23 protein-coding genes are annotated in these 20574 nt (G+C 65.9%); 10 read left to right on the top strand and 13 right to left on the bottom strand.

Features of this window, described 5'->3' with window-relative positions:
- Positions 1-76: 76 nt before the first annotated feature.
- Positions 77-514, bottom strand: a complete 438-nt coding sequence (locus NE2_RS15415) for a GlcG/HbpS family heme-binding protein (protein WP_030518629.1) — start codon at positions 512-514, stop codon at positions 77-79.
- A gap of 413 nt (positions 515-927) precedes the next feature.
- On the opposite strand from NE2_RS15415, the gene ychF reads away from it, so the two are divergent.
- Together ychF and NE2_RS35700 are read left to right on the top strand one after the other, a co-directional pair.
- Positions 928-2022: a redox-regulated ATPase YchF gene (gene ychF, locus NE2_RS15410; RefSeq protein WP_063026716.1), complete on the top strand. Its 1095-nt coding sequence runs from the start codon at positions 928-930 to the stop codon at positions 2020-2022.
- Between the two features lie 231 nt (positions 2023-2253).
- Complete coding sequence (locus tag NE2_RS35700; protein WP_146165242.1) at positions 2254-2919, top strand: hypothetical protein; 666 nt, start codon at positions 2254-2256, stop codon at positions 2917-2919.
- On the opposite strand, the gene NE2_RS37670 is transcribed toward NE2_RS35700, so the two are convergent.
- From NE2_RS37670 to NE2_RS15385, 4 genes are all read right to left on the bottom strand, one after another.
- Entirely contained in the window at positions 2852-3247 is a 396-nt protein-coding gene (locus tag NE2_RS37670; protein ID WP_195022606.1) for a class I SAM-dependent methyltransferase, read from the bottom strand. The genes NE2_RS35700 and NE2_RS37670 overlap by 68 nt on opposite strands.
- A complete protein-coding gene (locus NE2_RS36275) occupies positions 3247-3738 on the bottom strand; it encodes a hypothetical protein (RefSeq protein ID WP_167356741.1) in 492 nt (163 codons plus the stop codon). The genes NE2_RS37670 and NE2_RS36275 overlap by 1 nt, the downstream gene beginning before the upstream one ends.
- A gap of 2087 nt (positions 3739-5825) precedes the next feature.
- Entirely contained in the window at positions 5826-6359 is a 534-nt protein-coding gene (locus NE2_RS15390) for a ribonuclease FAU-1 family protein (RefSeq protein ID WP_063909396.1), read from the bottom strand.
- A gap of 625 nt (positions 6360-6984) precedes the next feature.
- Entirely contained in the window at positions 6985-7764 is a 780-nt protein-coding gene (locus NE2_RS15385) for a hypothetical protein (RefSeq protein ID WP_063026705.1), read from the bottom strand.
- A gap of 719 nt (positions 7765-8483) precedes the next feature.
- Between NE2_RS15385 and NE2_RS15380 the strand changes: the two genes are divergently transcribed.
- Positions 8484-8912, top strand: coding sequence for a DoxX family protein (locus NE2_RS15380; RefSeq protein WP_063026703.1), 429 nt, complete (start codon positions 8484-8486; stop codon positions 8910-8912).
- A 444-nt stretch (positions 8913-9356) separates the two neighbouring features.
- Here NE2_RS15380 and NE2_RS15375 read toward each other — a convergent pair whose 3' ends face one another.
- The gene (locus NE2_RS15375) at positions 9357-9668 is read right to left on the bottom strand and encodes an EthD family reductase (protein ID WP_063026701.1); all 312 of its coding nucleotides are present in this window, start codon (positions 9666-9668) and stop codon (positions 9357-9359) included.
- A 150-nt stretch (positions 9669-9818) separates the two neighbouring features.
- Here NE2_RS15375 and NE2_RS15370 point away from each other — a divergent pair, with 150 nt between their 5' ends.
- A complete protein-coding gene (locus NE2_RS15370) occupies positions 9819-10721 on the top strand; it encodes a LysR family transcriptional regulator (protein ID WP_063026699.1) in 903 nt (300 codons plus the stop codon).
- 54 nt (positions 10722-10775) lie between these two features.
- Here NE2_RS15370 and NE2_RS15365 read toward each other — a convergent pair whose 3' ends face one another.
- Positions 10776-11417, bottom strand: a complete 642-nt coding sequence (locus NE2_RS15365) for a hypothetical protein (protein ID WP_063026697.1) — start codon at positions 11415-11417, stop codon at positions 10776-10778.
- Between the two features lie 248 nt (positions 11418-11665).
- Between NE2_RS15365 and NE2_RS15360 the strand changes: the two genes are divergently transcribed.
- Positions 11666-12310, top strand: coding sequence for a dihydrofolate reductase family protein (locus NE2_RS15360; RefSeq protein ID WP_063026695.1), 645 nt, complete (start codon positions 11666-11668; stop codon positions 12308-12310).
- A gap of 128 nt (positions 12311-12438) precedes the next feature.
- Here NE2_RS15360 and NE2_RS35695 read toward each other — a convergent pair whose 3' ends face one another.
- Entirely contained in the window at positions 12439-12639 is a 201-nt protein-coding gene (locus tag NE2_RS35695) for a hypothetical protein (protein WP_146165241.1), read from the bottom strand.
- 141 nt (positions 12640-12780) lie between these two features.
- Here NE2_RS35695 and NE2_RS15355 point away from each other — a divergent pair, with 141 nt between their 5' ends.
- The 3 genes from NE2_RS15355 (at position 12781) to NE2_RS15345 (ending at position 15443) form a co-directional block, all read left to right on the top strand.
- The gene (locus NE2_RS15355) at positions 12781-13197 is read left to right on the top strand and encodes a hypothetical protein (RefSeq protein ID WP_063026693.1); all 417 of its coding nucleotides are present in this window, start codon (positions 12781-12783) and stop codon (positions 13195-13197) included.
- Positions 13198-13300: 103 nt separating this feature from the next.
- Positions 13301-14491, top strand: coding sequence for an NAD(P)/FAD-dependent oxidoreductase (locus NE2_RS15350; RefSeq protein WP_063026691.1), 1191 nt, complete (start codon positions 13301-13303; stop codon positions 14489-14491).
- A gap of 10 nt (positions 14492-14501) precedes the next feature.
- Complete coding sequence (locus tag NE2_RS15345; protein ID WP_063026689.1) at positions 14502-15443, top strand: sigma-70 family RNA polymerase sigma factor; 942 nt, start codon at positions 14502-14504, stop codon at positions 15441-15443.
- A gap of 11 nt (positions 15444-15454) precedes the next feature.
- Here NE2_RS15345 and NE2_RS15340 read toward each other — a convergent pair whose 3' ends face one another.
- From NE2_RS15340 to NE2_RS15325, 4 genes are all read right to left on the bottom strand, one after another.
- Positions 15455-15871 (bottom strand): nuclear transport factor 2 family protein, encoded by a 417-nt coding sequence (locus NE2_RS15340; protein ID WP_218018612.1) that lies wholly within the window; start codon positions 15869-15871, stop codon positions 15455-15457.
- A 63-nt stretch (positions 15872-15934) separates the two neighbouring features.
- Positions 15935-16204, bottom strand: coding sequence for a Txe/YoeB family addiction module toxin (locus NE2_RS15335; RefSeq protein WP_063012445.1), 270 nt, complete (start codon positions 16202-16204; stop codon positions 15935-15937).
- A complete protein-coding gene (locus tag NE2_RS36270; protein ID WP_063012442.1) occupies positions 16197-16454 on the bottom strand; it encodes a type II toxin-antitoxin system Phd/YefM family antitoxin in 258 nt (85 codons plus the stop codon). Before NE2_RS36270 ends, NE2_RS15335 begins: the two co-directional genes overlap by 8 nt.
- A 262-nt stretch (positions 16455-16716) precedes the next feature.
- Positions 16717-17610 carry an NADP-dependent oxidoreductase gene (locus NE2_RS15325; protein WP_063026683.1) on the bottom strand — a complete coding sequence of 298 codons (894 nt, stop codon included), beginning with the start codon at positions 17608-17610 and terminating at the stop codon, positions 16717-16719.
- 70 nt (positions 17611-17680) lie between these two features.
- Here NE2_RS15325 and NE2_RS15320 point away from each other — a divergent pair, with 70 nt between their 5' ends.
- Positions 17681-18274: a TetR/AcrR family transcriptional regulator gene (locus NE2_RS15320; protein ID WP_063026681.1), complete on the top strand. Its 594-nt coding sequence runs from the start codon at positions 17681-17683 to the stop codon at positions 18272-18274.
- 36 nt (positions 18275-18310) lie between these two features.
- On the opposite strand, the gene NE2_RS15315 is transcribed toward NE2_RS15320, so the two are convergent.
- Positions 18311-19462 carry an epoxide hydrolase family protein gene (locus tag NE2_RS15315; RefSeq protein ID WP_106958513.1) on the bottom strand — a complete coding sequence of 384 codons (1152 nt, stop codon included), beginning with the start codon at positions 19460-19462 and terminating at the stop codon, positions 18311-18313.
- Between the two features lie 61 nt (positions 19463-19523).
- Here NE2_RS15315 and NE2_RS15310 point away from each other — a divergent pair, with 61 nt between their 5' ends.
- On the top strand, positions 19524-20483 hold the full coding sequence (locus tag NE2_RS15310; protein WP_063026679.1) for a helix-turn-helix transcriptional regulator: 960 nt from the start codon (positions 19524-19526) through the stop codon (positions 20481-20483).
- Positions 20484-20574 lie beyond the last annotated feature (91 nt).

Below are 20574 nucleotides of genomic sequence, written 5' to 3'. Positions count from 1 at the left end.
CCACGCGCGGAACTGCGCCGGTCGCATGGTCGGATCCCTCTGTCCCCGGCTACCAGAGCATGTGCAAGTGTCTCGATCAGGCTGTGTGCGAACGATATTCGTGCCAGCGCTGCACGGCGACCTGCACGGCCTCTTCGTCCTGTGTCGCATGAGCACCCGAAGCCCCGGCGGCCCCGAGAATCACCCCGTTCTCGGTGACGAGCACCCCGCCCGCGAACGGAATGTAATCACCGTCGTAGAGATGCTGAATGCTGTCGACGATCTCACCCGGCAGGGGGAGTTGTCCCGACGGATGCAGTGTCAGTAGTGCGGTGCGCGCCTTGGCCACCGCGAGGCGACTCGTCATCGGCATCCCGCCGTCCGCCCGGCGCAGCGCGATCACCGCACCGCTCACATCGGTAACCGCCACCGCCAGCGGCGGAAATCGATGTTCGGAGGCCACCGCCAGTGCGGCGGTCACCAGCCAATCGGCATCGGCCAAGCCCAATCCGGGAAGTCGAGGGATCTGCGCCATGAAACGACCTTAGCCCGGTGTGGCCGCAGTGTGCGGGCTGCGGTGTGGACCGTCGAATCCGTTGCGGCAGTGTATGTTTGTTCAGCTGCGCAGCGGAGCGAACGCGCGTTCCGGTGCGCCGAGGGGTGCCACTCCTATCGCAATCCGCTCGCACGCCGCCGTGGCACTCTCGCGTCTCTGGATGCGGCGATCGAGAGCGCGCTTGCGCTGCCCGCCACTTTCTGAGTAGCCGGTCGCGCGCGGGTGACAGAACACGTCCGGATACCGGACGACCACGGCGGGGTGGTCGCGCTTCGCCGTCCACGAGACGCTCGATCAGGTCGGTGCGGTCGCCGGGCCGGGGCATTCCCTCCAGTGGTCGCGACCTGGGCAGATTCGGTTGCCGAACGTGCGCCGCGTAGACTCTTGCACTCGTGAGTCTCACCCTCGGTATCGTCGGCCTGCCCAACGTCGGAAAGTCGACGCTGTTCAACGCGCTGACCCGCAACGACGTGCTCGCGGCGAACTACCCGTTCGCCACCATCGAGCCGAACGTCGGCGTGGTGCCGCTGCCCGACCCGAGGCTGGACAAGCTCGCCGAGATCTTCGGCTCCGAGCGCATCGTCCCCGCGACCGTGTCGTTCGTCGACATCGCCGGCATCGTGAAGGGCGCCTCCGAAGGCGCGGGCCTGGGCAACAAGTTCCTCGCCAACATCCGTGAGGCCGATGCCATCTGCCAGGTGGTCCGCGTCTTCGCCGACGACGACGTGGTCCACGTCGACGGCAAGGTCGACCCGCTCAGCGATATCGAGGTCATCGAAACCGAGCTCATCCTCGCCGACCTGCAGACGCTGGAGAAGGCGGTGGTCCGCCTCGACAAGGAAGCCAAGGTCAAGAAGGACCGCAAGCCGGTGGCCGACGCCGCCAAGCAGGCCCAGGAATTCCTCAACGAGGGCAAGACCCTGTACGCGGTCCGCGACAAGCTCGACGCCGACCTCCTGCGCGAACTGTCGCTGCTGACCACCAAGCCCTTCCTCTACGTCTTCAACGCCGACGAGTCGGTCCTGACGGACGAGGCACGCGTCGCCGAGCTGAAAGCCGCAGTCGCCCCGGCGGATTCGGTCTTCCTCGACGCCAAGGTCGAAGCCGAACTCCTGGAACTGGACGCCGAGTCCGCCCTCGAGCTGCTGGAATCCATCGGCCAAAGCGAACCCGGCCTGCACGCCCTGGCCCGAGCCGGCTTCCACACCCTCGGCCTCCAGACCTACCTCACCGCCGGCCCGAAAGAGGCCCGCGCCTGGACCATCCACCAGGGCGACACCGCCCCGAAGGCAGCCGGCGTCATCCACACCGACTTCGAACGCGGCTTCATCAAGGCCGAAATCGTCGCCTACGACGACCTGGTCGAAGCCGGCTCCATGTCCGCCGCCAAGGCCGCCGGCAAGGTGCGGATGGAGGGTAAGGACTACGTCATGCACGACGGCGACGTAGTCGAGTTCCGTAGCGGATTAGCGTCTGGGAAGAAGTAGCGCTGAGGCCGCATCGTGGCAGACAGAGACGCTGGTGAGCCTCAACCGGAGATCCAGGTTGGGGGCCTCACTCGTGGTACATATCGGTGCTATGGCCGTATTGAACAGCGCCGTAAGCGGCATCATTGTGCGTCGGTAGGGCTCAGGTCGCCGTGTCCCCTTGTGTGCACCCTGTCCGGATCCACTGTCGAGCCGAACTAACCGCGCATCAGGCGCCTACATGCCGAAGTGTTGCCCAGTGACGCAGAACCAGACGGCGTCGAAGATGATCAGTACGGCTGTGGCGGCCTCGAGCAGATCTCCGGGATTTCACCGGCGTGCTCCGTTCTCATGATCCGTCGTATCGACGACGGCGACGCGTTCCCGTTTTCGATTGAACGCGAATCGGCTTCGCGCCCGCAGAGCCCTTCGGCACTTGGGGCTGGGCCGAAAGCGGTATCGACCGTAGGACATCAGATGACGTTCTGCCCTTGGTTCAGCTGGGTGGGGAAGCCACGCTTGATGGCGACGGATGCCGGATCCTTCATGAGGATCAAAACATATCGAGAGGGCAAGAATATGAAACCGTTGTCGGAATCGTTGATGGATCTCGCGGCCCGGGTGAAGCAGTTCGAAGAGTCGTCCGCCGCGGCACGGGAGAAGAACCGCGCCACGCTGCAGGCTCAGCGGGAAGAGCTGGGCGCGACCCTCGAGCGCGAGGGGGACGAGTTCGAAAAGACCACGGCGGAACTGCGGGAGGCCGCGCAGAGTTGGTGGTCGGACACCCGGGAAGCCGTCGAACATCAGATCGACGTGATGCGGGCCGACTTCGAGAAGTGGCAGGCCGACATCAAGGCGCAGCGTGCGGAACGAACCGCCGAGGACGGCAAGACCGCTGAACCGATGAGCAAGGGCTGATCAAGCACCGTGACGTGGCCGCCGCGGCATCCTGGTCAGCCTCCTCGTTGAACATGCCGACCACCAGTCGCCCCGAAGGCGCGACCACGAACTCGAACAGGTGCGCCAGGAACCCCGGGCGCTCACGCTCGGGCACGTACTCCAGTCCGGTGCGCACCACGTCGAAACGCTGCGGCGGACACCAGTCGTGAGCGTTGCCGACCCAGATCCGCTCTGCCCGCTGCGGGCAGCGCTGGCGGGCCAAGTCGATCAGGGCGGAAGAGATATCCACTCCGTGCGGTTCGATTCGGATCCCGTCCTGTGCCGCCCGCTGCGCGAGTGTCTCCATCAGGTGCCCGTTGACGCGGCCGACGTCCAGGAAACTAAGCGCCCGGTCACCCCTGGACGGCAGCGTCCGCACCAGCAGATGGCGAGCCGTTTCCCATTGCGCCGCGTCCCGTTGTACCCGGACTGTGCCCGTGGATCGTCCGTCGCCAGATACACCGGCTCGATCAGCTCCAGCACGGCCTCATGCCATGCTGCCCGGTCGATTCGGCCTTCGGCGTAGGCGGCATCGATGACCGCCATCTCCCGCCACCCACGTTCCTTCGCCGCCGCGCTGCTGTGAGCAGCAGAAAACTCCCGCAACCAACCGATCGAATATCTGTACTTTCCCGTCACCGTCCTGCGCTTGGAGGGAATCAAGCCGTGCCCGGTGTGTGACGGCACCGGATTGAAAGGCGGCCTCGCAGGCGAATTCCACCCGCGCGACATCCGCCGCAGCCGCCTCGTCCTCATTCCCGCCGCCTGTACCGCCTGCCGGGGCTGCAGCCATGCCACGCACGGCGAGTGTTCGCCGTTGCACGCCGGTGACGACACGATCCGATCCGCGCCGGCACCGCGGTGACGGCGGGGAGGGGGTCCATTGACAAACTATCTACCGTGTTAGATTATACGCTAATGCTTACTAATGTACTGTCTTCTTGGCGCGGAGCTGGTTGGGGCTCCGAACCTGAGGCGCGAGCAGCGGCGGTCGCTCCCGTGACCGCTCACCCGGGCCTGTCGAAAGTAGGAATCATCAAGTGAGAGTTGCCATTTCCGCGCTCGGGATGACCATCTCAATCTTCGCGCTCAGTGCTTGTCAGGACGCTTCGGATACAGCTGCACCTGTCCCGGGCTCTGCGCAGGCCGTCACCGCGACGTCAGCGCCGACCGGTACCGCGGGCGCGCAGGCACCGTCCGCGCGGTCGGAACCCGGAACCGTGGTCCCGCCCAGCACTGGCGACCATTCGACACCGGGAACGACGGCACGCTCCACAGCGCGGCAGACCTCCACATCAGGGGATCCGACCTCGTGCACGCGAATCACCCGCGACTTCGCTCACCAGATTCTGGTGAACTCCGGAATTACACCCAAGATCGTGCTCGACGAGCCCCAATGTGTCCAATCCTGGGCCATGGTCTGGTCCCAACACACCGACGCAGCGCCCCAGCCCACCGGCTATCTCCTGCACCCGAGCGTGCAAGGCTTCTGGAACCTCGTTGCCCAGGGATCATCCATCGACTGCGGGCATTACCTCGTCCCCGCCGAGGTGGCCGCCCAACTCAAAGGTTGCCGGGGATAACCGCACTCCAGTCATGACGAAACGGCGGACCGCAGTGGTGGACCGACCGTTTCACCGCCCGCGGAGCTCCACTCGAGCAACGCCCTGACTTCCGTTCAGAGGTTGTTCGGAACGCGAACCGAGCTTCGAGTAGGCGTTCGACGTGCAGGTATTGGATGTCGATGCGGTTCTCTCCATCGTTAAGGGCGCTCGGCGCGGCATCCATTGCATCATTATGGATGGGTACCACCTGCACTCGATAGCTGATGGCAAATTTGAGCGGTGGCCGGTCAGCTCGGCACCACTACGGAATCGCAAGTGCGGGAATCGATCTGCTCTGGGTTGACGGGACCCGGCTGTGGGTCCAGAACCTGTGAGAGCGGTTCATTGGTGTGTGCAGATGGCAGCGTATCCGGCCGGGGTGCGGTAGCCCCGGGCTGAATGCCGTAGCCGCCCCGCAACTGTGGTAAATCGCCTGTCGGAAGACCGGAGCTTAAGCGTTCGGGAAACACCCCGGATACCACTCGTTTTCATGCGCCAACACCGCCCGGTCAATTCCATCCCCCTCGAACGGCACCCTCGAATTCCGGCAATCCGCGCCGGCCTCTCCGCTCGGGTTGCCCTGCACAGTCGAAGCACACCACACCCCTGTGTCGTCCTAACGCCCGCCGATTGCGGCGCATGACTGCTTCCGGCGCTCAACCTGTGCGGCAGCGGCTTGCTCCTCACTCGTCTTGGCAGCTGCCGAAGCCGTCTCCGCTGCTGACGCCGCCGCCTGTCGATCCAGGTCCGCATCACACTTTTGGATGGCCTCGTCCGCGATAGCACGGGCCGCTGGCAGGGATACGCCGACATCGTTCGCGAACTGCTGGTCATACCACGGCTCTCCGCCGTTATCGCCAGTCGCCAGATAGCGCAGGAGTCGATCGCCGAAGTCACATTGACGGTGACGCGCAACAACGAGCCCGTTTACCGATGCGGTAGTCCTCGCCGACGTTGGACCACCGTAATCGGCTCACCCGACGAACAACCAGCTACCGTCATGCAGACTATCGAGATCGCCCCAAGTGATCACGCGGCACCACGAACCTACATCTGTGGGCTCCCCACTCCTGCAATGCATCTCGTGTAAGGAATCGGCACCGAGCCTAAGCTTGCTACCCTCGGCAGGCCCACAGCAACAACAGTCGTCGTGAGGCCCGCCTGGGTTGAGGACTGCACCGGGCCGGGACGGCTGCGGATCGTCTTCTCCTGGGCATTAAGTCAATCTTTGTAGCCAAGCTGCGGTTGCAGGGTCCGAACTTCCCCGGGGAAGCGGTGGGTTTACCGGTCGGGCTTCCAGTTCTGCCAGCGCGGAACCCACCAGTAGATGCCGTGATCCAACGCGGAAGCTACGCGTTCGGCCTCGCGCCAGACTGCTTCGGCTTCTGCTGGCGTGATGCGGCCGTCGGCAACTTGTTTCGCGACGTCCTCGCGGTCCTTCCACCGCCAAGCTCCGTCCTTGATGACGATGTCCAGCCCGTGATCGTCGGTGTCGAAATAGTCCTGGCCACGGCTGTAAGGCTTTTCGAAGTTGATGTACCAGTGGTCGATCCGGTTGTGCTGGAAGAACGCCCAGACCGAATAGGCATCAGTAGGTCGATGCAGCTGCAATACGCTGCTGCCGGTCCACCGGTCCTGGCCCGACCATGGGTGCGGACCGAACGGATGAGGTGAGAAGGTGAAGGGGGTGCCGTCTTCGATCCAGACGGCGAGCACATCATCATCCGCAATGACTTGAACTGGCATCGTCATCCACACGCGGCCATGGAGTACTTCGCGCCGCTGCACCGTGGACCCGACAGTGAACCTGCGCATGGCCTGCACGATAGCCGCCGGCAGCGAGTGATGGCTTTCCAACCTTCTGGGGCCGTTCCTTCGTAAAGCCCCTGACTGCGCCTTCTGACATTACCGAGCGCGGGCGACCCGAAGGTGTGTCGCCGTTCAACCTCTGTGACAAGACGTGCGGTATCCGGACTGTCGGATTCTTTTGGGGGGATCAGTTGCGCGGCAATGACTCTGAGTAGGCATAGCTGTTCCAGTACCTTTGTGCGGTAGCTCGAGTCAGTTCCGTTGATCGATGTCGAGAGAGTCGAGTTCCGTAGCGGATCAGCGTCTGCGAAGAAGTAAGTCAGCGCGTGTATCGCCGCTGGTAGAGACTCGACTGAGCCCCATCCGGTGTCTGGGTGGGGGTTCGGTCGTTTCGCCGGCGACGCGTGCTGGCAGGTTCGGTCAGCGCATCGTCATCATATTGGACAAGAGATTCCCGCTGACCTCCGGCCGATGGTTCACGTTTTTTTCCGGACCGACAACGCCGGGCTGATTGTTGTCCGTCGGTTTCGCCATGTTTTCTCCTGTGCCTGCGTGGCTCGATGCCGACCACGGCCGGTATGGGTCTTCGGGCCCAACTCTTCAGAACCCTGGTTCGCACACCGCGAGTACTTCACTGGTGGGCGGGCCGCGGCTCGCCGCCTCCTTCGAGCGAGTCGCGCCCTGGGTGCGACTGCGGCCCCGTCTCGGCCGGTTGCGCTGTGCCGCTGAAGAAGTCGCGGTAGACGCGGAAGGCCATGGCCAGGTAGGCGAGGGTCTTGGGAATCATGAGCAGGCCTAGTTGGGGGATGCGGCGCGCCCACAGAACGACCGGGAGATAGCAGGCGAAGGATGCCGCCATGGCGTCGGAGAGGAAGCGGAAGGTGCGGTCGCCGGTGCGGGTGGCCTCCCGGCGCATGAGGTATATCTCGCTCGCACCCACGGCCAGTAGCGGGACATTGCGGTCCACGGCGAAGCCTGCCGGCGTCTCGTCCTTGTCCCAGTTGTTGAACGGGGTCGCCAGCAGGATCAACCGCACGAACGACAGCCCCAGCAGCGACCTGGTGAAGCCGTCCCACGATCGCCGGAACCGCAGACGCCAGGCATCCAGAGAGAGCACGTAGAACAGGGTGATCGTGATCGAGGTCGCCATCTCCCCGAGGCCGATCAGACTCGCCCGGCGTCCCCGCCAGGTCAGGTACCCGCGGTCCTCGCCCCGTGCCATCGATACGGCCCGCAACGCCAGATGCGCGGTGTCGCCGGTCGCCAGCAGGGTGAACGCCTCCTCGAATCGGGCTGCGGTCTGGCGCTTTTCCGGTGGAACCTGGTTGCGGTTTCGCCGCATGGCGATCACCAGTCCCCAGATGACCGCCAGATAGGACACGTTGAAAGCCAACTCGAATCGTTTGCGCATAACGACCAGTCTGTTGCGCCGACCCCCTCCGGGCGCAGGGCCCAAGGTCCCTTCGTGGCGGACGTCCGATGGAGATTCCACTACGACTTCGAACGTCAGTGCCGGCGCGCTTCGGAGTTTTCCGAGCTGCTGGACCACCCGAACCGCGTCGGTACCCAGGGCCTCCTCCGGCGACGGTGGTAATGACGCGTTCATCATCTCGATGGCGACCGATCGCACTGAAATCCATGCGGTCGGAGAGGCGGTCTCGCGGCATTGACGGCGGTGATCGGCTCGGCGAGCTGCCTGACAGGTTATTCGGCTTCGGAACGCGGGTCGTGCCCTGAGCAGGATGTTTGACGTGCAGATATTCGATGCTGAGCGGGTCGAATTCCGCTTCAACGTGTAAGCGGTCAGCGTCCGAAGAAGTAGGGCAGCGCCCGTATCGCTGCTGGTAGAAGCTCTACTGTGCCCTCGTCCGATGTCCGGGCGGGGGCTCTGTCGTTTCGCCGGCACGGCCATCTGGCCGCTCCGGTCAGCGCGGTACACGGCAGTTCCGTGCGTCCTGATCGGGATCAGTTCGAATCCGAGGGCAGCTCTGGCCGGAAACACAGCGCACATCCGGGCCGGCGGCGCGGTGAAGATTTTTTCGACCGTGGCGACGAGTTTTCCGGACCGCCCCCGTCCTCACTGGTGAACGCGCCATCAACCCGGCGCGACCGACCCAGAAGGAACAAGAAATGACCGCCATCACCGCCACCCAGACGACCGCCGCCGTCCACCCCGGCAAGATCCGCAACCGCGTCCTGTGGACCCTGCAGATCGTGCTCGGTCTGTTCTTCATCATCGCCTCCGGCGGCCCGAAGCTCGTCATCCCGCAGACCCTGATGGAAAACAACGCCACCGCCTTCTCGATCCCGTTGGCGCTGTTGGTCTTCATCGGTCTCGCCGAGGTCGCGGGCGGGATCGGACTCATGGTGCCCCGCCTGACCGCGGCCGCCGCGATCGGCCTGGCGATCGTCACCTTCCTCGCTGCTGGTTTCAACGCCTTCCTGGCCGACACCCCGGAATTGGCTCCGTTCCCGCTGGCGCTCACCGCGATCTTCGTCTGGATCGCCTACGAACGCCGGGCCTCGATCACCGCTCTGCGCGCGCTGATCAAGCGATGACCCGCGCATGACGCCCGGCTACCGGCGGCACCCAGCCGCCGGTAGCCGCGTTGTGCGTTACGGGGACGGTCCGGTCGGGTTGGTCGGGCTGTCCCATCGGGGTCGCGGGGCGGACGTCACCGGATCGGGCCGCCCACCCCGCGACCCTCCGAATCATGCGATGGCAGTTGTTGTTTCGCGGCGGGCGGTGTGGCGCCCCAGCCCCACGCACGAGCAGTTGCCGTGCGCGGGCGAGTCCTGTTATCGCTCGTCCGGCACGATCATGGGAGCTGGTAAAGGTGTTCAGCGCACCAGCGGCAGCCGACCTTCCGTGCGTGCCCACCGCGGGCGGATGTCAATGGGGTCGAGACGCTCAACGAACCGGCAGCCGGGAACGGCGTTCCTCCGAGAGCCGGGACTTGGCCGTAACGGCCGGCCGAACGCGTCCCGGAGCGCCGTCCCGCCTCAGCTGATGCCTTCCTGCACCGGATAGTCGATGACGACCGCACCGCCGGTGGCGTAGTTGACGACATCGGCGGCCGCCCGCCGGCCGTGCAGTGATGCCCGTGCCGCGGCCACGGCGTCGGCGTCGGCGAAGTCGGCTTCGAAGACCGCGAAATACGGCGATTCTCCGTTGGGGGCCGCCACGTCGAAGCTGTAGCGCCAGGCAAGCAGGCCGGGCATTTTCATGACCAGTGGAAGGTGGTTGGTCACGTAGTAGTCGCGGAAATGGTCGGGGTCGGCGGGCTCGGGATACAGGACTACCAACTTGTGCATGACTGCCTCCCGGTGTGTGTGAGTGCGGTGTCCGGTACCGCGGTCGGTTGAATCGTCATATGCGCAGGTTAGGGCTTGGTGCATGGTCGAGGGAAAGACCGAGACGGGATAGACTCAGAACGGATCGTTATCAATCGGCAGGGAGGGTATGTGGCGCCGGATACGGTGAGCCTGCGGTACTTTCTGGTGCTGGCGCAGGAGTTGAACTTCACCCGCGCGGCCGCACGGATCGGTATCGCGCAGCCCGCACTCAGTGCCCGGATGCGCCGATTGGAGGCGGAACTCGGTACGAGCCTGCTGGTTCGAAACACGCGTAGCGTCGTATTGACCACGGCCGGTGCGGCTTTGGCGGAGTCCGCGCCGCCCGCGCTGGCGGCGCTGGACCGGGCATGGGACACCGCCCGGAATGCGGGGGCCGGTGAACTGGGGACGCTGCGCATCGGATACAGCCTCAGCACGGGAGCCGAGACGGCACCGGCCCTGGTGGACAAGCTCATTCGCAGCAGTCCGGGACTCGAGGTCGGCGCGGTCCCGATGGCGACACCGGAGATCTCCCCCGCGGTCGCCGACGGCCGCATCGATGCGGGGATCACCCGCGGTGAACAGCCGGGCCGGGGCGTGCGCCGGTTCCTGCTGCGGCGCGAGCGCGTCGGGGTCCAATTGGCACAGCATCATCCGCTGGCCGAACACCCGGAGATCGAGATCGCCGACGCGGCCGCGTATCCGCTGCGACTTCCCGACCGTGCGGCCAACCCGGTGATCCACGATCAGCTCGCCGCACTGTTCCGCGACACCCGGCCGAGCCCCCGATTCCTCACGCCCGCAGTCTCTTTCGACATCTCGCAGCGCGACCTACGCGACGGCCTCACCCTCGCTCCGGCCGGTGAAGTAGCGGTCACGACACAACCGGCCGGTCTCACGTGGCGACCGCTGCTGGGCGCGCCCACCTTGACGATCCACCTGGTCCTCCCGCGCGTGCAGTCACCACTACACCGCCGCGTCCGCACCGTCGCCAAAACCCTGGCACACGAGCTGCACTGGCTGCCGGACTGACGCGCGAGACGGACATCGGCCCGCCCGGTGTCATCGATGGTGCGTGAGACGCATCTATTGCTGCTGGTATCGGCTTGCTGAGCCTGCCGAGAGGTTTGGTGCCGCCACCGCGGGCGGCCAATCCTGCGGTTCGATATTGGCGGGCTTCCGACTGTGGTCCGTGCTCCAGTCGAATGTAGGTTCCCGGTCGTCGGCGCGAGTGTTGTCCGCCGTCGCGCGGTGCTGTTTGACGACCAGTTTGCTCTGGTGGTTGGCGCCGAGCTCCGGGCTGTAGGGCAAGCGGAGGTATCCGCACAGCACGTCGATGCATTGCTGGCGGCGCGGGCCGTCGGATTCGTCGGCGACACCGGCCATCGCGTAGACCCCAGCGATTCGGACCGCGACATCCGTCGCGCCGAGTTGGGCGGCTGCGGCGCCGAAGCGTTCGACAAATCGGCTCTGTCCCAGATCGCGTTGACGCCGGTAGGCGATGACCAGGGCGACCACGCCGCCGACACCGGCGACAACGGTCAATGCGACACGAGTGATATCGATTTCGGCGGCTTGCTTGGTTTCATCGACGGGGGTGATCCAGCGTAGGAATCCGTAGGCTGCGGAGGCTACAGCCAGTCCGGCCGGCAGCGCCGCCGTGACCGCGGGGAACAGCCGTATTCGTCCCGCCCGGCGGCTGAACGCCGCGCGGGATTCCTTGGTCAACGCCGCGCAGCGCGGTCGGTCTCGAATGTGCCTGTGCGCGAAGCGCGCTCACCCTCCTGGTCACTGCACGATTCTGCTCGATACCGAAAGTAAGCGCCATCGAGCGTGGGAACGGGCGCCGCGCGAGACCTCCTCCGCCGTCGGCGTTCACGGGACCGGTCCAGAGGCTTTTCACGGCAACTGGTTGCGACTCGAGAGCAGTATCGGTACCTTGAAACCGGTTGCAAAGTGCAAGCGGAAGGGAATCGATGTCTCAATTGGTTCGTGTCCAGAACTTCAATCTCTCCAGCGACGGTTACGGTGCCGGGGAGGGTCAGAGTCTGGAGCGGCCCTTCGGGCACGCCGATCCGAGCGCGTTGTTCGCCTGGTGCGGCCCGACCGCGCACTGGCCTACTCGCACCGAGCCGGGGGGAACGTATGGCCTCGACGACTACTTCACTCGCGACTATCGCAACAACATCGGCGCGGAGATCATGGGGCGCAACAAGTTCGGTCCCCAGCGCGGGCCGTGGGAGAATCTCGACTGGCAGGGCTGGTGGGGCGACGAGCCGCCGTTCCGCACACCGGTATTCGTTCTCACCCATTACCCGCGGCCCTCTATCACGCTGGGGGAAACCACATTTCATTTTCTCGATGCGTCGCCGAAGGAGGCCCTGGAAAAGGCTTTCGAAGCCGCGAACGGCTTGGATGTGCGTATCGGCGGCGGTGTCTCCACCATCCGCGATTTCCTCGCGGCGGATCTCATCGACCAGATGCACATCGCCGTTGCGCCGGTCGAACTCGGCAGCGGCGAAAAATTGTGGACCGGTCCGGACGAACTCACAGACCGCTTTCACTTGGAGCGGGTCCCCAGCCTGAGCGGCGTGACACACCATCTGTTCTGGCGTCGCTGACGACAGAGCCCTCGGTGGCCCGGAGCGGCATGCCCCGAACTTTCCGTGCGAACCTCCGCGTTGATGCGCGAAAACCGCCGAACGCGACGTGGTTTGCACGATTTGTTCGGCACCGAGGGCCGGCGGCGCTAGAAGTCCATGCCTCCGAGCCCGCGGGGCGAGGATTCGGGTTCGCCGGGCTGTCTGCCGCCGGTGGGGTCGCTCGTGGCCGAGTGGTGTTCGGCGGCGAGATCGGTGTTCGGTTCGCGGCGGGGGTGGTGGACCATGGCCCACGCCGAATGTGCCGCTGCCGATATTCGCTGTCCCAGGTGGGCCGCAACTCCTGACATCAAATTACTCCTCCTCGGACGACTGTTCTTGCCTCGCATACCCGGTGCTGCCCGGGGCATGCCCATCTGCGCTCCCGCTGATGTCGTGAAACCGGGGACGAAAGCCATATCGAGCGGGGGACATCAGAGGACGTTCTGCCCTTGGTTCGGCCGACGGGGAAGGCGACGCTGGACAGCGACGGATACGGGATCCTGCCGGGGATCGCACCGCTTCGAGAGGGCAAGAATATGAAACCGTTGTCGGAATCACTGATGGATCTCGCGGTCAAGGTGAAGCAGTTCGAAGACTCCTCCGCCGGGGCGCGGGACAAGAGCCGTGCCGCACTGCAGGCTCGGCGCGAAAAGCTGACCGCGACTCTCGAACATGAGGGGCACGAGTTCGAGAAGACCGCGTCCGATCTCCGGGAGGCCGCGCAGAGTTGGTGGTCGGACACCCAGGACGCCATCGAACGTCAGATCGGTGCGATGCGGGCCGACTTCGAGAAGTGGCAGGCGAGCATCAAGGCGCAGCGCTCGTCACGAACCGCCGAGCTCGCGGAACCGGTAAGCAAGGACTGATCGAACCCCGCAGCGGCGGTGTGACTCACATCACTACTCGCTCCTGTCAGGAATTCGCGCTCTGTCTCGTTCAGGCAGCACGCGAACCAGACAGGAGCGAATCATGAAGCACCGCATCGTCGTTCTCGGGGCCGGATATGCCGGAACCTTCTGCGCCGGATACCTGGCCCGCCAACTGCACGCCGACGACTTCGACATCACCGTCGTCAATGCCGAACCCGATTTCGTCGAGCGGTTGCGGCTGCATCAGCTCGCCGCCGGGCAGGAACTGCGCCATCGGCCGCTGGCCGAGATATTCGCGGGTACGGGCATCCGGTTGCGCGTAGCACGGGTGACCGCCGTCGACGTCGGGGCCCGGACCGTCACCGTCGCCGATGATGCCGGCAACGACCGGCTCGAATACGACACGCTGCTCTACGCGCTCGGCAGCACCGCGGCCGACCGAGGAGTTCCCGGCGTCCACGAGCATGCCTTCCACGTGACCGCGCGCCCGGCGGCCCTGCGTCTGCGCGCCCGCCTCGACGATCTGGACGAAGGCGGAAAAGTGCTGGTCGTCGGCGGTAATCTGACCGCGATCGAGACCGCCACCGAACTGGCCGAATCCCGGCCGGGACTTCGAGTCGGCCTCGTCACCAGTGGCGAATTGGGCGGCTGGCTGGGCGCGAAGGGCCGCGGTCATCTGCTGCGCGCCTTCGACCGATTCGGCATCACGGTTCACGAGCACACCACGATCGGGCGCGTCGAGAAGGAGGCCGCGGTCGCGACCGACGGCACCGTCTTCACGTCCGACGCGACCGTGTGGGCCGCGGGTTTCGCCGTCCACCCGATCGCCGCCGCCAGCGGTCTCGAGGTGGTCGCCAACGGTCAGATCACCGTCGACCGTCAGATGCGGTCGGTCTCGCATCCGGACGTCTACGTCGCCGGGGACAGCGTCTTCGTCATCGGCGAGAACGGCCGCCCGTTGCCGATGTCCTGTGCGTCGGCCGGATTCACCGGGATGCAGGCGACCGCGGCGATCATCGGCGACCGGACCGGACGCAAGATACCGACGACCTCGCTGTCGTATGTCGGCAACCACATCAGCCTCGGTCGCAAGGACGGGATCTTCCAGCTGGTCGACGGCGACGCGCACGCGAAGTCGTGGGCCCTGTGTGGCCGGTCGGCTGCGGTCGTCAAGTCGAAAATTCTCGACACCGCCGCCTGGAGCCTGAGCCACCCGAACTTCGGGAAGCCGAGTCACAGGTACCGTTGGGCGGGCATCCGAGAGAACTCGGCGCCCGTGGTCGCCGCCTAGAGTCGTGCTCATGGATACCGCCACCGTGGCGAGTTTCGAGGCCAGTCGGAATCGGCTGGCCTCGCTGGCCTACCGTCTGCTCGGCTCGGCCGCCGACGCCGAGGACACGGTGCAGGACGCGTTCCTGCGGTGGCAGGCCGCCGACCGAGGGTACGTCGAGGTGCCCGAGGCGTGGCTGACCAAGGTCGTCACCAATCTGGCGCTCGACCGCCTCCGTTCGGCGACAACGCGTCGCGAACGCGCGGTCGGCGCCTGGATGCCCGAACCGTTGCTCGACGGCGACCCGATGCTCGGCCCGGCCGATACCGTCGAGCAGCGCGAATCGGTGACCCTGGCGGTCCTCATGCTCATGGAGCGACTGTCGCCGATCGAACGTGCCGTTTACGTACTGCGCGAAGCCTTTTCGTACAGCCACGCCGAAACGGCCGAAATCCTCGACATCACCGAATCCGCGAGTCAGCAATATCTGCACCGGGCGCGACGTCGAATCGCCGCCGCCGGCACGACCACCGAAACCGACCGGGCAACCGCGCGCCGAATCGTCGAGGCGTTCGTCGTCGCCGCCTCCTCGGGCCGGACCGAACAGTTGGTGGCACTGCTGACCGACGACGCGACCGGCATCTCCGACGGCGCCGGTCTGGGATGGGCCGCGAAATTTATCCGGTACGCGACGCCGGAGCGGATCGCCAGTGCGGTGCGGGCCGGCTTCAAACCGACTCCGGCGAAGCGCAAACTCGCCGGCGGCTCGCCCGCCATCCATGCCGCCGTGGTCAACGGCTGCCCGGCCATGCTCGCCACGCTCGACGATCGCGTCGTGGGTGTGCTGATTCTGGAGGTCCGCGACGACAAGATCGCGGGCGTGCGCGGTATCGCCGCCCGGCAGCGACTCGGCCGCCTCACCGAGGAATGGCAGCGGCAGGAACACGATCTCCCGCTGATCGAATCGTGGTGACTACGAGCGGCCTACGCCTGCTCGTCGAGCACCGCCAGGACCGCCGAGGTGTCCTGATAGTACGGCCGGAACTCGGTGATGAGGCCGTCTCGAAAGCTGATCCATTGCAGCAGTGAGGTTTCGAGTTCGCGTCCGGTGCGGCGCGCCCGCAAGCGCCCCCGGCTGTAGACGACGACCCGGTCGCCGTCGCTGAGGAACTGCTGGTCGTCGAACCATAGTCCGTCCCAGCTGTCGCCCATTGCGGCGATGAACTGCCGAAAGCCGTCGTGTCCGTGCCATTCGCCCCCGTAGGGCAGGCTCGAGGCCTGGTACATGACGACATCGGACGCCAGATGCCGAGCCATCTCACCGAACGCGGCCCCCTCCGTGAGATAGGCCGCTTCGGCCGCGTAGAACGCTCCCAAGGTGGTCATCACATCCGCCGTCATGCCCACGATCTTGGTGTTCGCCGCCTTACCGTGCTGGCGAGAATTCGACGTCGCGGTCGGCGATCAATCGTCGTAATGCCCGCCCACACCGATGATGACGATCTCGGTTTCGGTCACGTAGTAGATCAAGCGATGTTCCCGGGTTATTCGCCTCGACCAGTTTCCGGCGAGCTGGTGTTTGAGTGGCTCGGGTTTTCCGATACCTCGGAAAGGGTCGGCGAGGACTGCGGTGATCAGCTTGTTCGCCGCCCGCAAAACCGTTCGATCCCGAGTGAGCCACGACGAGTAGGTTTCCCAGCCGTAGGATGTGAAGACCAGCTTTCGGTCAGGCATCCGGGTCCAGCAACTCTCGCGCTTCGATCTCGCCTCGTTGCGCTTCGCGCGCCGACTCCAGCAAGCGAACCCCGCCGTGGGTCGCGAGTACGTAGAGCGTCTCCTGAATGGAATTCCAATCGGATTCCGCGACCAGAACCGCGTTTTCACCGCTCTTTGTCACGACGGTGACCGTGTCGTGGTCGTCGTTGACCTGCTGTACCAGCGAAAACAGCTGTTGGCGCACGGTCGAGATCGGTAATGCGGTCATGGCGGCCCCTTCGTCGAGCTTGTACAAGATATCGTACAAGACGATGCGATGTTGTGACGCAACGATCGTCGCCGAGCGGGTCCTCACGGCGTCGGGCAGGCCGCTCCAGTTGATGTGTGGTCGAGGACGCCGCTGCCCTTGTCTGCACCGTAGCTCGCTGTCACCGGTACGGATGTGAGCTATTGCGTTGTCGGGGAACGATTCCCGTGGACACGTCACGATACGCCCGCTGATCGTCCGAGCCGTTGCGACTCTCGAACGCTCATACGGCGATGACTCGGCGCCCGCGCGTGTGCCCGGCCCGGCTGTCGATGTGTGCCGCGGCGGCATCGGCGAGCGTGTACGACTGTTCCACCGGGATATGCAGCTTTCCCCGCGCGATGAGATCGGCGGCCTCGCCGAGCGCGTTCGGCATACTTCCCGCTGCGCCGGAGAATCGGACGCCGAATTCGGGTGCGCCGAGGTCGGCGATGGTGATCACCCGCCGTGGGTCCCCGGTCAGTTCGACGAGTTCGCGGAGGACGCCCGAGCCGGCCAGATCGAGGGCCGCGTCGATACGCCCGAGTCGGCGCACGCGCTCGACCCAGCCCTCGCCGTAGGTGGTGGCGGCGGCGCCGAGGCTGCGGAGGTAGTCCTGGTTGGCCGCGCCGGCCGTGCCGATGACCGTGATGCCGCGCTCGCGGGCGATCTGGAGCACGGCCGATCCGACGCCGCCGGATGCGCCGCTGACCAGCAGGGTCTGTCCGGGCCGCACGCCCACCTGGTCGATGATGCGCAGTGCCGTCTCGACCACGGAGGGGTAGCCGGCCGCTTCGTCGAACGGCAGCCCGTCGGGCATGTGGGCCCAGGCAGTCAGCACCGCGAACTCGGCGTAGGTGCTCGAACCTTCGCCGAAGACATGGTCGCCGATCGCGAAACCCGTTACGCCCTCGCCGATTTCGTCCACCACGCCGGCCGCGTCCTGTCCCACTCCGGCGGGCAACTCGAGCGGATGGGCCTGCTGGAACTGGCCTTCGCGGATCCGCCAGTCGACGGGGTTCACGCCTGCGGCGCGCACGGCGATGCGGATCTGCCCGGGACCCGCATGGGGCTCTTCGGCATCGACGAGTCGCAGGACTTCCGGACCGCCGAACTCGGCGAAGCTCACCTTCTTCATACGGCCGACGATAACACTAACGGTTAGTGTTTTGTAGTTGTTAGTTTTTCATAGTTGATAGCATCCAAAGGTGACTGCGCCGACCGGACGTCGTGAGCGGAAGAAGGCCGCGACCCGCCAGAAGATCGCCGATACCGCGTTACGGCTCTTCCTCGAGCGCGGGTACGAGGCGGTGGGCATCCGGGATGTCGCGGCGGAAGCCGACGTGGCCGTGACCACGCTCTTTTCCTACTTCCCCTCGAAGGAAGCGTTGGTATTCGAGCGCGACGACGACTTCGAACAGCGTCTTACCCGGGCGGTGGCCGAGCGGGCGGCGGATGAGCCGCTCGTGCCCGCGCTGCGTCGCGAGATTCTCGCGCTGGTGCGACATTGCACGGCAGCGGGCGCCGACCCGATCTGGCGCATGATCGACGAATCGCCGGCCCTGCGGCAGTACGAGGAATCGATGCGGCTGCGGCACGCCGAGTCGCTGGCCACGGCCATCGCCGCGGACCCCGAACTGCCCCGCACGCCGACGGCCTGCCGGACGATCGCGAGATTCGTGATCGACGCCTACTCTCTGGCCCGCGAGTCGGCCGATCCGGATGCCGCGGTGGACGAGATCTTCGCGATGATCGAGGGAGCGTGGGCGGTCGCGCCCGGGGCCGATTCCGCTGCGGGATAAGCGATTACGTGCCGCCGCGCAATCGGCCCCGGTGGGTCAGCCGGCGACCGAACGGAAGAATTCGCGAATATCGGTGACGAGCTCCGCCGGCGCCTGGAGAGAAGCGAAGTGGCCGCCCACGGGGTATTCCTTCCAGCGCACGACCGTGTTGGCCGCCTCCGCCAGGCCGCGCACGGCCCGATCGCCCCGGAAGTTCGCGACCCCGGTGGGCACGCCCGAGGGCTCGGGTTTACTGCCCCACGACGCCCCGGACTCCCGGTAGATCCGGGCCGCGGAGCCGGCGGTGCCGGTGAGCCAGTAGGTCGTGACATCGGTCAGGATCATGTCGCGGTCGATCGGCGATTGGTCGGTGGCCGTCGGATCCCAGTCGACGAACCATTCGAGATTCCAGGCGAGTTGGCCGACGGGTGAGTCGTTGAGGGCGTAGGCGATGGTCTGCGGCCGCAAGGCCATCTGGGTCGCGTAGCCGTTGTGTCCGTACCACCACATCTGGTTCGCGATCGCCTTCGCGCGATCCGCCTCCGACAGGTCGGCGAGTTCCCGGCCGGAGCCGCTCGCGGTCGCGGCGTCGGCCAGCGCGTTCACATGCACACCGATCACCTGGTCCGGTGCGACCCGCCCCAGGGCCGGGGCGATGAGACTGCCGTAGTCGCCGCCCTGGGCGCCGTAGCGTTCGTAGCCGAGTCGTTCCATCAGCGTTGCCCAGGCGCGTGCGACTCGCGGTACGTCCCAACCGGTTTCGTGGGTGGGGCCGGAGAATCCGAATCCCGGCACCGACGGCGCCACCACGTGGAACGCGTCGGACGGATCCCCGCCGTATGCGCGCGGATCGGTCAGCGGGCCGAGGATGTCGAGGAAGTCGGCGGGCGTGCTGGGCCAGCCGTGCGTGACGATCAGCGGCGTCGCGTCGGGTTCGGGGGAGCGGACATGCATGAAATGCACTGTCTGTCCGTCGATTTCGGTGACGAACTGCGGGACCTTGTTCAACCTCGCCTCGTGTTCGCGCCAGTCGTAGCCGGTGCGCCAGTACTCGGCCAGATCGATCAGGTAGTCGCGATCGACGCCGTAGGACCAGCCGACACCGGGCAGGGCATCGGTCCATCGGGTGCGGGCGAGCCGGAAATTCAGTTCGCCCAGGTCTTCCTGCGGGATATCGATGTGGAACGGGGTGATCGTCGTATCGGTCATGAGAAGAGCATCCGTCCCGTATAGGACGGAAACGGTCCTACACATGCGAGATGATCGATGCATGCCCGAGACCACGCCGGCGCGGCTGTTACGGCTGCTGTCGCTGTTGCAGACACATCGCGACTGGACCGGAACGGAGCTGGCCGAACGACTCGACGTCACCACCCGCACCATCCGGCGCGACGTGGATCGCCTGCGCGAGTTGGGATATCCGGTGCACGGCGTGATGGGACCGGTCGGCGGATACCGACTCGGCGCGGGCGCGTCACTGCCGCCGCTGCTCCTCGACGACGACGAGGCGGTCGCCGTCACGATCGGACTGCAGACCAACACCACCGGCACTGTCGCCGGCATCGAGGAGACCTCGCTGCGCGCGCTCACCAAGATGGAGCAGGTACTTCCGGCCCGGTTGCGCCACCGCGTCGACACCCTGCGTGGCGCGGTGGTCGCCATGCCGCCCCGCTACGATCCCGGTCCCGCTGTCGACGCCGATCAGCTCACCGCCATATCCGCCGCCATCCGCGCCGCCGAGACGCTGCGCTTCGACTATCGCAGCCACACCGGCGGCGACTCCCGGCGCCGCGTCGAGCCGCACCGCATCGCGCATTGGAGCCATCGGTGGTATCTCGTCGGCTGGGACTGCGACCGGGCCGACTGGCGTACCTTCCGCGTCGACCGCATGTCGCTGCGGACGCCCAACGGCCCGCGCTTCGCGCACCGCCCGTCGCCCGACGGCGATGTGGTCGCCTACCTGCGCCGCACGATGGGCTTCGCGATGTGGCCGTATCGGTCGGTCATGCGCGTCCATGTCCCGGCCGAGCAGCTCGCCGGCCGCATCGAAGGTCTCGTCACCCCCATCGACGAGCACACCTGCCGACTCGAAATGGGTTCGGACTCCTACGCTCTGGTGGCCCTGGTGGTCGGCATGCTCGATGTGGAATTCGAGGTCGAGTCGCCGGCGGAACTGACAGAACACCTACGGGCACTCGCGGGCCGATTCACCCGCGCGGCAGGTGGATAGAGGTCGCTGCACGCGACGACCCGTACCGTTTCGGCCACAGGCCGGGCCGGGCGGGGGCGAGTGGCTCCCTGCCCGGCCCGGCTCGATCAAG

This window comes from Nocardia elegans NBRC 108235 (assembly GCF_001612845.1).
Classification (GTDB): Bacteria; Actinomycetota; Actinomycetes; order Mycobacteriales; family Mycobacteriaceae; genus Nocardia; species Nocardia nova.
The sequence above is the reverse complement of the archived record's forward strand: the minus strand, read 5'-3'. Positions and strand labels throughout refer to the sequence as shown.